This window comes from Gelidibacter algens (genome assembly GCF_001678675.1).
GTDB lineage: Bacteria > Bacteroidota > Bacteroidia > Flavobacteriales > Flavobacteriaceae > Gelidibacter > Gelidibacter algens.
This window is the reverse complement of the sequence record NZ_LZRN01000040.1, coordinates 1-14119: the sequence shown is the minus strand read 5'-3', so window position 1 is coordinate 14119 and position 14119 is coordinate 1. Positions and strand designations below refer to the sequence as shown.

Annotated in this window: 16 protein-coding genes; all 16 read left to right on the top strand. The window is 32.8% G+C overall.

Going from position 1 to position 14119, the window contains the following annotated elements:
* Positions 1-24 precede the first annotated feature (24 nt).
* The 16 genes from A9996_RS15445 (at position 25) to A9996_RS15365 (ending at position 13954) form a co-directional block, all read left to right on the top strand.
* Entirely contained in the window at positions 25-1713 is a 1689-nt protein-coding gene (locus tag A9996_RS15445; RefSeq protein ID WP_066437083.1) for a DUF6909 family protein, read from the top strand.
* A 9-nt stretch (positions 1714-1722) separates the two neighbouring features.
* Entirely contained in the window at positions 1723-2784 is a 1062-nt protein-coding gene (locus A9996_RS15440; RefSeq protein WP_066437081.1) for a hypothetical protein, read from the top strand.
* Positions 2781-3824 carry a dTDP-glucose 4,6-dehydratase gene (gene rfbB, locus A9996_RS15435; protein ID WP_066437079.1) on the top strand — a complete coding sequence of 348 codons (1044 nt, stop codon included), beginning with the start codon at positions 2781-2783 and terminating at the stop codon, positions 3822-3824. Before A9996_RS15440 ends, rfbB begins: the two co-directional genes overlap by 4 nt.
* Positions 3825-4682, top strand: a complete 858-nt coding sequence (gene rfbA, locus A9996_RS15430; RefSeq protein WP_066437077.1) for a glucose-1-phosphate thymidylyltransferase RfbA — start codon at positions 3825-3827, stop codon at positions 4680-4682.
* A gap of 7 nt (positions 4683-4689) precedes the next feature.
* Complete coding sequence (gene rfbC, locus A9996_RS15425) at positions 4690-5235, top strand: dTDP-4-dehydrorhamnose 3,5-epimerase (protein WP_066437074.1); 546 nt, start codon at positions 4690-4692, stop codon at positions 5233-5235.
* Positions 5232-6101, top strand: a complete 870-nt coding sequence (rfbD, locus tag A9996_RS15420) for a dTDP-4-dehydrorhamnose reductase (RefSeq protein WP_066437071.1) — start codon at positions 5232-5234, stop codon at positions 6099-6101. The genes rfbC and rfbD overlap by 4 nt, the downstream gene beginning before the upstream one ends.
* A 224-nt stretch (positions 6102-6325) precedes the next feature.
* Entirely contained in the window at positions 6326-6463 is a 138-nt protein-coding gene (locus A9996_RS19940) for a hypothetical protein (protein WP_157487231.1), read from the top strand.
* A 263-nt stretch (positions 6464-6726) separates the two neighbouring features.
* A complete protein-coding gene (locus tag A9996_RS15410; protein WP_066437066.1) occupies positions 6727-7842 on the top strand; it encodes an MATE family efflux transporter in 1116 nt (371 codons plus the stop codon).
* Positions 7835-8512, top strand: coding sequence for a glycosyltransferase family protein (locus tag A9996_RS15405; RefSeq protein ID WP_066437065.1), 678 nt, complete (start codon positions 7835-7837; stop codon positions 8510-8512). The genes A9996_RS15410 and A9996_RS15405 overlap by 8 nt, the downstream gene beginning before the upstream one ends.
* Positions 8503-9129: a glycosyltransferase gene (locus A9996_RS15400; protein WP_066437062.1), complete on the top strand. Its 627-nt coding sequence runs from the start codon at positions 8503-8505 to the stop codon at positions 9127-9129. The genes A9996_RS15405 and A9996_RS15400 overlap by 10 nt, the downstream gene beginning before the upstream one ends.
* Positions 9113-9562: a hypothetical protein gene (locus tag A9996_RS15395; RefSeq protein ID WP_066437059.1), complete on the top strand. Its 450-nt coding sequence runs from the start codon at positions 9113-9115 to the stop codon at positions 9560-9562. Before A9996_RS15400 ends, A9996_RS15395 begins: the two co-directional genes overlap by 17 nt.
* The gene (locus tag A9996_RS15390; RefSeq protein WP_066437056.1) at positions 9540-9740 is read left to right on the top strand and encodes a GNAT family N-acetyltransferase; all 201 of its coding nucleotides are present in this window, start codon (positions 9540-9542) and stop codon (positions 9738-9740) included. The genes A9996_RS15395 and A9996_RS15390 overlap by 23 nt, the downstream gene beginning before the upstream one ends.
* An 86-nt stretch (positions 9741-9826) precedes the next feature.
* Complete coding sequence (gene rffA / locus A9996_RS15385) at positions 9827-10966, top strand: dTDP-4-amino-4,6-dideoxygalactose transaminase (protein WP_066437054.1); 1140 nt, start codon at positions 9827-9829, stop codon at positions 10964-10966.
* A gap of 381 nt (positions 10967-11347) precedes the next feature.
* Positions 11348-12280, top strand: coding sequence for a hypothetical protein (locus tag A9996_RS15375; RefSeq protein WP_066437050.1), 933 nt, complete (start codon positions 11348-11350; stop codon positions 12278-12280).
* A complete protein-coding gene (locus A9996_RS15370) occupies positions 12277-13017 on the top strand; it encodes a glycosyltransferase family 2 protein (protein WP_066437048.1) in 741 nt (246 codons plus the stop codon). The genes A9996_RS15375 and A9996_RS15370 overlap by 4 nt, the downstream gene beginning before the upstream one ends.
* A 148-nt stretch (positions 13018-13165) precedes the next feature.
* The gene (locus A9996_RS15365) at positions 13166-13954 is read left to right on the top strand and encodes a glycosyltransferase (RefSeq protein ID WP_066437046.1); all 789 of its coding nucleotides are present in this window, start codon (positions 13166-13168) and stop codon (positions 13952-13954) included.
* Positions 13955-14119 lie beyond the last annotated feature (165 nt).

Here is a 14119-nt window from a genome sequence, read left to right as displayed (position 1 = left end):
ATATTTGCAGGCTAAACACTAATTATGAGTAATAAAAAGCATCATGCCAGAACGCGAGCTCAAGAAAGCTCTAATGCTATTGAAAGAATGTACATTACAATGCGGCATTTGTTCAATCGCGGATTTTACAAACCTATGGGCATTTCTGGCGAAACGCTTCGTGAATCCTTATTACTTTTAAGACCTGAAATTTATGGTTCCATAGGCGAAGAGAAGGCAGAATTGGAAGGGCTTCTCTATGTCATTGATCGCCTTCCTTATGGAATCGAAGAGTGCACGTTTATCAACCTCACCAGTGATGAAGGTTACACCAATTCTCATTTTAAAGCCATAATTCCGCCAAAAAGAAGACGTAATTGTTTTCGGATTGACGATGAGCAAATGAATATTGAAATCACTCGTGGTCGTTCAGAAATCTATGATATTCTAACCCACTTGACCTTTATGTTTGTCGAGTCGCACAAAATAAGCAAACGCGTGCTTATTGATGAGCAAGGAACAACCACCCGCGATTGGATAAAATTGGAGAAGGCAGTGCTTTCAAATCAAGAATTATCACAACAAGATAGAGAGGTTGCCATTACACATACAGCCAATATTTTGGGTAGAACGTTTAATGAGCTTACTGAAGTGTACAGTGCTTTTTCCTTGCCAAATCAGCCAGAGCGCTTATTGCATTTAGTGTATTGGTTGGGTAAATTGGCCATTGAGGAAGTGGTTAATAACAACAGGCGTACGGTTACGTTTAGTCCTGTACTAAGGGAGCGTTTGGGGCATCATATCCATGGCGAAATTTGGGCAGACAGCATTAAGGAGGCACTCTTGAAAAACGGACTCATAGAACGTCCTATCCATGTCATCAGTGCAAACATGCACAGTGTCATGAATTCACTTTTTGCGCCTCAGGCCCTGAAAGCGCTGGCTGCTAAAAAGAACATGTTTGAGGTTTATGAAGCCTTAAGCCAAAAAGAAAATCAAGAATTGCGCAATAAAGTCACCAAAGAGGCCTTGCAAAGAGGGATGATTTATATTCCTGATACTTCAGGAACAAATATTGACGTGCAGATTTTTGACACCGCTAAGATTGATTTTCTTAAAACAGATCTCGATGCACCCAAAATGATGGAGGATTCAGAAAAACCGGTACTTTTTGTGATGGACTACGCGTTTGGGGAACAGGCCTATGAAACAATTGACGAATTACTAAAGCCTATAAAAGTAAACGGCAAGAAAATTTTTCTGAATGTAGATTCCATTTCAATTATGGGGAAAGCCGGAATTTTAGAAGGCGGAAAAGGGGATATCATGATCCCGTCAGCTCATATATTTGAGGGGACAGCAGATAATTATCCGCTCGAAAATGAACTTTCAAAAGGTGATTTTGAAGGCCATGGCATCAACGTCTATGAAGGATCTATGATTACGGTTTTAGGGACATCACTTCAAAATAAGGAGATTTTAAAATTCTTTTACAATTCAACCTGGAATGTTATTGGACTGGAAATGGAAGGTGCACATTATCAAAAAGCGATACAAGCTGCCTCAAAGGTAAGGGGGAGTATCAACCCTAAAGTTAAGGTGAGATATGCGTATTATGCCAGTGATAATCCTTTGGAAACAGGAAGTACTTTGGCCTCAGGTGGTTTGGGAACCTCAGGTGTAAAGCCCACCTATCTCATCACACGAAAAATATTACATCAAATATTTAATTAATTTAAATTTATGAATGAAGATTTAAGAAAACCACAGCCGCCAAATGAGGAGGTGGATTTAGGTCAATTATTTAATGCTATTGGAAGGCTTTTTGAACGGTTTTTCAGATTTATAGGACGTATTTTTAAAGGACTATTTGGAGTGATCCTTCTGTTTTTATTTTTCATCCAAAAGCATTTTGTAAAATTTGCTGTTGTTGTTGTTATAGGTTTTATTATAGGTGCCATCTTAGACGCAAAGAAAGAGCCTAAATATATTTCAACTATGGTCATTGAACCTAACTTTAATAGTGTTCAACAACTATACAATAATATTGCTTTTTACAACGAGCTAGCAAAGGCTGAAGATTTTCTGTCTCTTTCTGAAGCCTTAAGTATTACTGAAACAGAGGCCTTGGCTATAAGAAAGTTCAAAGTGGAATCCTACTCTGATGAAAATCAGAAAATAGTATTATTTGATAAATTTGTGCGTAGTTTGGATACCACAACTCAAAAAGCGATAGATATGAAATCATATCTTGAAAATTTTAATTCATATGATGCTCGCTTTCATACAATATCCGTTATAGCAAGTGTTAATACCGTTGCAAAAAAAATTCAGCCTGCCATCATTTCTTCTATTTCAAATAATAGCTATTTCAATTTGCAAAAAGATATTAGCGATAGCAATATCAAATTACAAGACAGTCTTTATAACAAGCAAATTACAGAAATAGATTCTTTGCAGTTACTATATAAAAGGGTGATGCTCAAAGAAGCGGAGCGTTCATTACAAGGCACAAACATTAGCCTTGGCGAAAATGGCAGACAGGATAACAAAGAGCTTTCATTGATTAATAAAATGGAAGATTTGCAATTAGGTCTTGTAGAACTTAACAAGGAACGAGGCAATAAGTCTAGTATTCTAAACGTGATTTCTGATTTTCCTAGAAAAGGCGTACGCGACAAAGGAATTTTAAAAAGCTATAAGTTTCTAATACCTAGTGCACTTTTAATTGTAACAGTGCTACTTATATTATTGCTATCATTAAACAAGTATCTTAAAAATTATAGTAGAAATAACATAACATGAAAATATTAATTACAGGAGGCGCAGGTTTTATAGGGTCGCATGTCGTAAGATTATTTGTCAATAATTATCCTAATTATGAGATATTTAATTTAGACTTACTCACCTATGCTGGTAATTTAGAAAATTTAAAGGATATTGAAAACAAACCAAATTACACGTTTATTAAAGGAGACATCACTAACGAAGTTTTTATAAACGACTTATTTGAAAAACATAAGTTTGCAAGCGTCATTCATCTGGCAGCTGAATCCCATGTAGATCGTTCTATAAAAGACCCATTAGCATTTGTGAAAACAAATGTTATTGGCACCATGATTCTTCTAAACGCGTTCAAAAACACTTGGAAAGATAATTTCAACAATAAACTGTTTTATCACATCAGTACTGATGAGGTTTATGGTTCCTTAGGACCAACTGGCTTGTTTACCGAAACAACGCCTTATGATCCAAACTCACCCTATTCTGCTTCCAAAGCAAGTTCTGATCATTTTGTAAGAGCGTATGGTGAAACCTACGGAATGCCTTATGTCATAACTAACTGTAGCAATAATTATGGACAAAATCAATTTCCTGAAAAATTGATTCCCCTTTTTATAAACAATATCATAAATAATCAACCGTTGCCTGTGTATGGTGATGGCAATTATACTAGGGATTGGTTGTATGTAAAAGACCATGCCATAGCAATCGACTTAGTGTTTCACAAAGGTAAAAATCATGAGACCTACAATATTGGAGGTTTTAATGAATGGAAAAATATCGATTTGGTAATACTGTTGTGTCGACAAATGGATAAAAAACTGAACAGAGAGAAGGGTGCTTCAGAAAAGTTGATCACTTATGTCAAAGACCGACCAGGACACGATTTAAGATATGCTATTGACGCTTCAAAAATAAATAAAGAATTGGGTTGGAAACCCTCGGTAACTTTTGAAGAAGGACTAGAGATTACCATCGATTGGTATTTAAATAATGAAACTTGGTTGCAAAGTGTTACCAGTGGCGATTATCAATCGTATTATCAAAAACAATACAATTAAATGAAAGGAATCATCTTAGCAGGAGGGTCGGGTACGAGGTTACATCCATTAACGTTGGCCATAAGCAAGCAATTGATGCCTGTTTATGATAAACCTATGATTTATTACCCAATTTCTACTTTAATGTATTCAGGAATTAGGGAAATTTTAATTATCTCTACACCTCAAGACTTGCCGCTATTTAAGCTATTGTTAGGAGATGGCACTCAATTTGGTTGTGAATTTCATTACGAAGTACAAGCAGAGCCCAATGGTTTGGCACAAGCATTTCTAATAGGAGAAAAGTTTATAGGTAAAGACAAAGTGGCCTTGATTTTGGGTGATAATATTTTTTATGGATCTGGATTATCTGAGTTATTACAAAAAAATAGTAATCCCGAAGGAGGGATTATTTATGCCTATCATGTCAATGATCCTGAGCGTTATGGTGTGGTTGAATTTGATGATGACAACAATGCCATTTCCATAGAAGAAAAACCGACCCATCCAAAATCCAACTACGCAGTTCCCGGAATTTACTTTTATGACAATGATGTGATCACTATTGCTAAAAATATTGAACCAAGTAAGAGAGGAGAGCTTGAAATTACTGATGTGAATAAGGCCTATTTAGCACAAGGAAAACTGAGTGTCAGTATTTTGGACAGAGGAACCGCTTGGTTAGATACAGGTACCTTTAAATCATTGATGCAGGCCTCTCAGTTTGTTGAGGTTATTGAAGAGCGCCAAGGGCTCAAAATTGGTTCTATTGAAGAAGCGGCTTATAAGATGGGCTTCATAAATATACAGCAATTACATGCGTTGGCAGAACCTCTTTTGAAAAGTGGCTATGGTAAATATTTATTAGAGTTAAAATAATTGGACGTTGGAAATAGAACAAACATATCTAAATGACTGTTATTTAATTTCACCAAGAGTTTTTGCGGATTCTCGAGGAACTTTTTTTGAAAGTTTCAATAAAAAGAAGTTTGAAGAGTTGACAGGTCATTGTGTTGAATTTGTTCAAGACAATCAATCAACTTCACAGAAGGGGGTGCTCAGAGGACTCCATTTTCAAATGGGAAACTTTGCACAGGCTAAATTGGTTAGAGTCATACAAGGGAGTGTTTTAGATGTGGCTGTTGATATCCGTCCACAGTCTGAAACTTTGGGTCAACACTTCTCGCTAGTTCTGAGTGCTGAAAATAATAAACAACTTTATATTCCTCAAGGGTTTGCACACGGATTTTTAGTCTTGGAAGACGACACCATATTTTCTTATAAATGTGATAGTTATTACAATAAAGCTTCTGAAGGCGGTATTATTTATAATGATAAATCCTTAAACATTGATTGGAAGTTGCCAGAAGATGCGTTTGTTATTTCAGAAAAAGATAAAGAGCTTCCAACATTTGAAACTCTTTTCAAATGAAAGCAACTGTCCTTGTTACTGGTGGTAACGGCCAATTGGCAAGTTGTATAAACGCCATCTCACAGCTCTATCCTAAGCTCCATTTTATTTTTGTAGATAAAAATGTATTAGATATTACTAATGCCTTAAATGTTTTAGAATTCTTCAACAACAACAAGATCGATTGGTGCATTAATTGTGCCGCCTATACTGCTGTAGATCGTGCCGAAATAGAACAAGAGTTAGTTCAAAACGTAAATGTCACTGGTGCCAAAAATTTAGCACAGGCGTGTGAAAAACATACTGCCAAACTGGTTCATATTTCTACGGATTTTGTTTTTGATGGAAAGCAAAATATGGCCTACACAGAATATGACGCTACTGGACCTTTAAATAGTTATGGAAAAACAAAATTGCAAGGGGAACTAGAGATCGCGTCAATTTTAGAACAGTATTTTATTCTTAGGACCTCTTGGTTATATAGTGAGTTTGGACAGAACTTTATGCTCACCATGCTAAATTTATCCAATGAGAAGAAAGTACTCAATGTAGTTGACAATCAAATTGGAACACCAACTTATGCTGGAGATCTAGCCCAATTTATCATAGAGTTGATTACTACGGAGAGTGTAAAATTTGGCACGTATAATTATAGTAATGAAGGTGTTGCCAGTTGGTATGATTTTGCGAAGGCCATATTTGAAATTAATAAGGTGAATATTAACGTTGTCCCAATTCCGTCAAGTGATTTCCCTACATTGGCCAGGAGACCAACGTTTAGTGTTTTGGATAAAACAAAAATAAAACTGGTTTTTAATAGCAGGCCTATGTATTGGAGGGATAGTTTGGAGTTATGTTTAGAAAAGCCAAAAAAACCGACATTTTAAAAGCTTAAAGTTATCTATCCAAATTAGTGATAAACAGTCAGGGAATATTTTTTATATAGTAGAGATCAGACATAATTTGCAATGCAGTAATGCCTTGGCATTAATCAGCACTTCGATTTAGAAAAATTGTATGTATTATCGAACTTGATTAGATTATTGCATTTCGCTAAACTTCTATCAGAATCGATTATTTTGAATTAGTCAAAGATATAATGAAATCTATCATGAAATTTAAAGAAGAATCAGCTCGTGAATCATCAAAATTAGAAGGAACTATAAGAAAACTAGCCAATGGTTCTAAATTAAATCGTATGGGATCGAAACATGCAGTTGAATTTGAAGAAGCAAACCAGAAAATTTAACAATTGGAATATTAATAGAAAACTGTTGAAAGAAAACATACTTAAAATATTAGATACTCTTGGAGTTAAAAGTGCCCGAACAAAAAATATAGTTGAAAATATTTCAATCTCCTTTTTTTATAAAGGAGGTAGTATTCTGGCCAGTTTATTATTAGTCCCACTAATAATTAACTATCTAGATACTACGAATTATGGGATCTGGCTCATAATTACGTCGTTTATTTCGTGGTTCACATTTTTTGTATATTGGATTAGGACACGGTTTGAGAAATAAATTTACAGAAGCCAAGGCTAATGATAATATGCAACTGGCAAAAGCATATATTAGTTCTTCATATTTTTTTATTACCATTATTAGTGCATCACTTTTTGTTTTATTTTATATAGCCAACCTCTTTATAGATTGGACAAAGGTTTTTAATACTGATGTAAATTTAGTCTCCGATTTATCTTTAATAATGTTAGTTGTATTTGGATGTTTTTCAATTCAATTTATTGTTAAATTAATATCTACTATTTATATAGCCGATCAACGGCCTGCAATGCAAGGCCTTATTGAGCTTTTGACTCAAATTTTATTAGTAGCATCAGTTTTTGTCCTGACAAATTTTTTTAGTTCATCGCTTCTTATGTTCTCAATTATTTTTTCAATTGTTCCATTACTATTGCTTGTGTTTTTTAATTTATATGCTTTTAACACAGATTATCAAGATTTGAAACCAAGTTTTAAGCTTTTTAAATTGGAATATGTAATTGATATTATGGGCTTGGGCATGAAGTTTTTTGTTATTCAAATTGCTGCCATAGTCTTATATACAACCGATAATTTAATTATTACTCATTTATTTTCTCCAGCAGATATCATCCCATATAATGTTGCATTTAAATATTTTAGTATTGTTACTATGGGTTTTTCAATTATTGTAACTCCTTTTTGGTCGGCGATTACTGATGCATATGCAAAACACGACATCCTCTGGATAAAGAAATCCATGACTAACCTTATTAAATTGTCATTCTTATTTTCAATCGTTGCAATTGCCATGGTTTTTATCGCTGGGTGGGTATATGAAATATGGGTAGGGGAAGAAGTCGTCATTTCTAAACGCCTATCAATTTTTATGTCGTTATTTGTAATCACGACTTTATTGACCCAACCCTTTATATTTTTTATTAATGGCACAGGAAAAATAAACGTTCAACTAGGCCTCGGCGTATTTAGCGCATTGCTTAATATACCACTCTCCATTTTTTTTGCGAAAAATTTAAACTTTGGAGTATCAGGAGTCATATTGGCTACCATTGTTGCCAATGTTATGGGACTTGTTGTGTATCCTATTTACTATAAAAAAACAATACGAAAGTTAGAAATTGAATAAGCGTAATATATTAATCATATCGTCTTCTGATGTTAATAGTGCTTCTGGTATAATAGCTTATGACTTGCATAAGCCGTTGGCAGAACGGAATAATTCTGAAATTCTAACATTGCACACCAAGGTTAAAGAGAAAGGTGTCGTTTCATATAATTCGTCCTCCGAATGGTTTCTAAAACGAGCAAAGAATAAGCTAATTGATCTCTTTTTTGATAAAAACAGAATAGAAACCAACCCGAAATACTATTTCTTTGATGTAGATCAAAGTAAGAGTCTTATTAATATAAACAAGGTTGTACAAAAAATAAAAAAGCCAGACATTATTATTGCTTATTTTATGGGGGGCTTCTTTACAATTAAAGATTTATATAATTTGCAGGCCAAATATAATAACGTACCAGTCTATTTGGTGATGGCTGATATGGTCTATATTACAGGAGGTTGTCATTATGCTTGGAATTGCTTAGGGTATAAAAATAATTGTTCAGGGTGTCCTGCAATTGTTGAAGAAAGGTATAAACATTATGCTCAAGATAATTTGAAACTAAATAAAGACTTTATCGATAAAATGGACATTAACTTAATTGCTCTTTCATCTCAAGATTATGCTTATGCAAAAGCAAGCACGCTGTTTAAATCAAAAAAAGTTTACTTTCGTTTTGGGTGGTATTAATCTTAACGTGTTCAATTATAAAAATAGCCCAAACCGCCTTAAAAAAGCATAATAGCGTTCCAATAAATGATTTTGTTATTCTATTTGGTGCAGTAAGGGTAGGTGAGTTAAGAAAAGGGGTTGAGTATTTTATAGATGCCATTAATTTTTTATGCAAAAACAATGAAACAAGTAACGTTACAATAGTGTCAATTGGCAATGGTAAACTTGAAGATTTGTTGCCGAATACAAGCTTTAATATTGTTAATTTAGGTTACATTTCAGATTATCATCGATTAGCGGATGTGTATAATCTGGCCGACGTATTTGTTACAACAACTATACAAGATTCTGGGCCAATGATGGTCAATCAGTCAATTGCTTGTGGAACACCTGTAGTTTGTTTTGATATTGGTGTCGCTAGAGATATTGTAATTAATGGAAAAACAGGATTTAAAGCCGAATTATATAACGCCAAAGAAATAGCTAAGGGAATTAAGAAACTGTATGATTTGGACAAGGAGGCAAGGACTATTGTAAAAGAAAATTGTGCTTTATTGGCTAGAAAAGAATATTCAAGAGAAGTATCGGCTAATAATTTTTTGAAAATCATAAATAGTAATGAACTCACTTGTTAAATATTTAGAATGGGATTCAAATTTTTTTGACTTCCCAGTGTTTAAAATAGATTATACTAGCGATGTTGAAATTGAAAAAGTGTTTTCTGTCAATCGTAATCAAACCGCGTTATATTATGTTTTTAGTGAAAATATAATCTTAAATGCAAGTGTTTTAGCTAATTATAATGGGAAACTGGTCGATGAAAAAGTGCTATTTACAAAGCAAGGGCTAGAATTTAAAAATAATATCACAAACAGTTTTGAATTATATACTGAGACGATCCCAAATGACAAGTTATACGAATTAGCGAGAATCAGCGGAAAATATTCCCGATACAAAACCGATAAAAGGCTACCGAGTTTTACATTTGAAAAAATGTACAACTTATGGATCGAGAATTCATGCATGAATAAAAACTGTGTAATTTATGTTTGCAAACATAGAAAATAATATAGTTGGTTTTATAACCTTAGAAATAAGTTCAAATTCAGGTAGTGTTGGTCTTATTGCCGTGGACAATAGTATGCAAGGTAAAGGATTAGGGTACGAACTTATGTGTATAGCTGAAAATCATTTGATTGGGTTAGGAATAGATAATATTTCTGTAGCAACCCAAATAAACAAATAAAAAAGCGCTCAATTTTTATGGCAGGTTAGGTTATAAAGTTGAGACAAAATCTAATATATATCATTTCATTTTAAATAAAAAAGACAGTGAAAATTCCATTTAATAAGCCCTATTTGACGGGAAAAGAGACCTTTTATATCCAAGATGCTGTGTATTCAGGCCATTTGTCTGGCAATGGGAAATACACGAAAAAATGTCAAACTTTTTTTGAAGAAAAATATAAGTTTAAGAAAACGTTACTTACGACTTCTTGTACTGATGCCTTAGAAATGTGTGCTATGCTGTTAGATATTAAAGAAGGAGATGAGGTCATAATGCCTTCTTATACTTTTGTTTCTACAGCGTTGGCCTTTGTAAGACAAGGCGCGAAAATTGTTTTCGTTGATTCGGGCAAATCTCAGCCAAATATGGATGTGGACGCCATAGAATCTCTTATTAATAACAACACCAAAGCAATCGTTCCAGTTCACTATGCAGGAGTCGCTGTTGAAATGGATAAAATTATGCAACTAGCAGATAGATACAACCTTTATGTTGTGGAAGATGCGGCTCAAGGCGTAGATTCCTATTATAAAAATAAGCCCTTGGGAGGAGTAGGCCATTTAGGAGCATTTTCTTTTCACGAAACAAAAAATGTCATTGCCGGTGAAGGCGGCCTCTTAATAATCAATGAAGACAAATTTATAGAAAGAGCCGAAATTCTATGGGAAAAAGGTACAAATAGAGCTTCTTTTTTTAGAGGAGAAATTAATAAGTATGGATGGGTCGATACTGGATCTTCATTTCTGCCTTCAGAACTAACGGCAGCATTCCTGTTTGCTCAACTCGAAAATATAGAGGAAATTCAAAAAAAACGGATATCTAATTGGCATCATTATTATAATGGCTTAATAAGTTTAGAGAAAGAAGGAAAATTGAAGTTGCCAGTTGTCACTGAAAATGCTACAAATAATGGTCACATGTTCTACATTGTTTGTAATTCAGAAAATGACAGAGCCCAGCTTATCGATTTTCTAAAGAAGAAAAATATCTTTGCAGTTTTTCATTATTTAAGTTTGCATAACAGTAATTATTATTCGAGTATTCATGGAGGAAGGGAACTACCACAAAGTGACTATTATTCAAATCACTTATTGCGATTACCAATGTATTATGAATTAGAAGAATTGTCTATTGATAAAATAGTAAAAACTATAAAAGAATTTTATAGCAGCAAAACGACATAGAGCGGAAGAAAAAGTGCTAAAATAGATGTCTAAGCAAATTTGAGCATTTTACAGATATAAATTATAAAACCCTACAAATGTTTATTACAGTAAAAAGATTATTACAATGGGCTTTATATAGTGTTGTAATTTATATTTTTTTAAATATAATATTTGTACCCCAGGGAATTAATATTCAAAAGATTATAATTACAAGTTTCATGCTATTTTCCTTAATCGCCTTCATTACAATAGGCATTAAAAACAGCAAGCAACTGAAAGCTATTTCCAGTTATGCGAGATTAATATTTTATCTAATCATTTTTTGGGTCGTGTATTATAATCATTAGAGGGTTTTCATTATCTATCCAAGATTGGGTTACAAATTTCGGGAATATCTATATGGCTGCCGCATGGATAGCGCCAATTGCACTGATACCAGGTTTAAAGATTGAAAACTGGACTACAGTTTTCAAAACTATTTTCTTCATGTTTCATTTAATGTTCCTACTTTTTTTAATTTCCTTTTTTTATAATAAAGGTTATAATGATTGGGCAATGTTGGTTAGGCCAGTTAACTTTATTTTACTAATAGGGCTTTATCATTACCGGTTATTTGATAAGATAAAAGTCTTTTTAATTATTATTATTTACATTTTATTAAATGCTTATTTTACATCACGTCGAATAGATTTGGTCTTTCTATTTTTGACGTTCTCACTTTTATTAATGGACAAGCTCCTTTTACTTAGAGATAGAAAAACTATTTTGAGATATATTTTATTTGGATTTCTATTTGTGTTTACAATTATATTTACGCTTGGATATGAGGTTATATCTAATTTTATTGCATCATTTATTAATTTTCAAGAGTCTAGGATATTTTTATTCACAGAGTTGTCAAATGAATTATCGACAATGGAAAAATTTATTGGCAGAGGGTCATTAGGCACCTACTACAGTGAATATTTTGAACACACCAGATATTATGTCGTAGAAATTTTGAAAAAAGAATGGTATGGAGATTCTTCAATCAGAATTACAACTGAAGTAGGCTATCTACAAATGATATTAAAAGGGGGTTTTATTTTGCTTGCGCTGCATATGCTTTTTTATATTTATGCGATCTACTTAGGTATTTTCAGGTCAAACAATAAGTTCATAAGCAGATTGGGGTACTATATACTTGTGATGTCAATTTTAAGTTTAGTAGAATTTAGACCAGCGTTTACACCTACCTTTATTTTTTTATGGATGGCTATAGGTACTGTTCTATCAAAGAGATACAGACAGATGAACGATAATGAAATAAACTCTTTAATAAAATTCAAATGAATACATCATTACCATTAGTAAGTATTATTACGGTTGTTTACAACGGCGAAAACTATTTGCAGCAAACCATTGACAGTGTAAAAAACCAAACCTATAAAAATATTGAGTATATTATTATAGACGGAGGCTCAACTGATAATACGATCAATATCATTAAGAAAAACCAAGACCACATATCCTACTGGATAAGTGAATCTGACAAAGGTCTTTATGATGCTATGAACAAAGGTGTGAAAATAGCAAAGGGTGAGCTTATAGGCACTATAAACAGCGACGACTGGTATGAATTAGATGCCGTTGAATTAGTTGTAAATTTGTATTTGAAAGATCCTTCAGCTAAAGTAATTCATGGCAACAGATATGACGTAAATCAAGATAATACAAGAAAAGAATACATTTATAATCCTTCCATTTTTAAGCTCAAATATTTAAGCATGACTTTTTCACATCCTTCAATGTTTGTTACCAAAGAACTCTATAAAAAATATTCATATAATATTGCATTAACATCTTATGCAGACTATCAATTTTCTTTAACGGCTTTTTTGAGCGGTAACAAATTTGTTCATATCAATAAACCCATTGTAAACTTTCGAGTAGGAGGAATCAGTGGACAGTTAAGTTTGCGAGAAGAATTAGATCAAGGTTTTGTTGCAAGAAAAAATGCAGGAATGAATATTTTTGAAAACGTTTTTGCACTTTTTACAAGAATTCTTAAGAAAACTATTTTTTCCTAAAACAGGTTACCATTCAATAGAGAAATATTTATAGTTAAATAAAGAGTGCTTTTGAAAAGGTGGATTTTATATTTTGTCTTACCTTAAAAAACTTTTAAAAGCACTTAATAATTAAATATAAGTTTCAAAATTTATATCTATCAAGCAAATGAGAATCTTAATTATTCATACACAATATTATCACTTTGGTGGGGAGGATAGTGTTGTTGACCAAGAGATTGAAATTCTAAAAAAAAGTTATGTTGTTGACTCCTTAATATTTAAAAACCATAATGGGCTCAAAGGCGCCATTCAGTTTGCTTCCTCCATCTGGAATATTAAAAAAGCGAAAATTGTTAAAGCAAAAATTAAAGCGTTCAAACCAGACATCGTTCACTTACACAATTGGCATTTTTCAACTGGGCCTTTAATAATAAGAACCATTAAAAAAATGGGTGTCCCATTGGTGTGTACTTTACATAATTACAGATTGCTATGTCCCTCGGCAACCTTACTAAATAAAAACATCTTATTTTTAGATAGCCTAGAGCAAAGTTTTCCATGGAAAGCCATTAAGAATAAAGTTTATAAAAACTCATGGGTATTGACCTTTTGGTTAGCAATCATAGTTTGGAGTCATAAAAAAATTCGAACCTGGGATAAAATCAACTGTTTTATATGTCTAACCCCATCAATGGCTAAACTCTATAAAGACTCTAACTTTAGCATAAATAATAGCTCTTTTTTAGTCAAACCACATTTTGTGTTTCAATCAAAAAACAATAAAATAGCAGAAAAGGGAAATGATTTTATTTATGTAGGAAGACTTTCTGAAGAAAAAGGAATTCATCTTTTAATTGAAGCATTCAAAGATCTTCCCTACAATTTGAAAATTATAGGGGATGGTTATATGAGAGAAATTATTAAAAAAAATATTTATGATTATAAAAACAAATAATACTATTTAGGTCGTCAATAGGCCGACGAGAGAATAGTTTTTTTTTGTTTAATTAAAGTAAAAAGACAAATAGCTTTAATTAAAACCCTTACCCACTTTGTTATAGAAACAATTTGGTTTTGGTACGATAATAAGAATACATTTTCTAAATACACTGTGTCGTTA

What these genes read in the sequence shown, in the direction of transcription:
- A9996_RS15395 (WP_066437059.1), top strand. Translation starts at nt 9,113, where the DNA reads ATGAACTCACTTGTTAAATATTTAGAATGGGATTCAAATTTTTTTGAC.
- A9996_RS15390 (WP_066437056.1), top strand. Translation starts at nt 9,540, where the DNA reads ATGTTTGCAAACATAGAAAATAATATAGTTGGTTTTATAACCTTAGAA.
- rfbB (WP_066437079.1), top strand. Translation starts at nt 2,781, where the DNA reads ATGAAAATATTAATTACAGGAGGCGCAGGTTTTATAGGGTCGCATGTC.
- A9996_RS15365 (WP_066437046.1), top strand. Translation starts at nt 13,166, where the DNA reads ATGAGAATCTTAATTATTCATACACAATATTATCACTTTGGTGGGGAG.
- A9996_RS15445 (WP_066437083.1), top strand. Translation starts at nt 25, where the DNA reads ATGAGTAATAAAAAGCATCATGCCAGAACGCGAGCTCAAGAAAGCTCT.
- A9996_RS15370 (WP_066437048.1), top strand. Translation starts at nt 12,277, where the DNA reads ATGAATACATCATTACCATTAGTAAGTATTATTACGGTTGTTTACAAC.
- A9996_RS19940 (WP_157487231.1), top strand. Translation starts at nt 6,326, where the DNA reads ATGAAATTTAAAGAAGAATCAGCTCGTGAATCATCAAAATTAGAAGGA.
- rfbD (WP_066437071.1), top strand. Translation starts at nt 5,232, where the DNA reads ATGAAAGCAACTGTCCTTGTTACTGGTGGTAACGGCCAATTGGCAAGT.
- A9996_RS15440 (WP_066437081.1), top strand. Translation starts at nt 1,723, where the DNA reads ATGAATGAAGATTTAAGAAAACCACAGCCGCCAAATGAGGAGGTGGAT.
- A9996_RS15375 (WP_066437050.1), top strand. Translation starts at nt 11,348, where the DNA reads ATGGCTGCCGCATGGATAGCGCCAATTGCACTGATACCAGGTTTAAAG.
- rfbA (WP_066437077.1), top strand. Translation starts at nt 3,825, where the DNA reads ATGAAAGGAATCATCTTAGCAGGAGGGTCGGGTACGAGGTTACATCCA.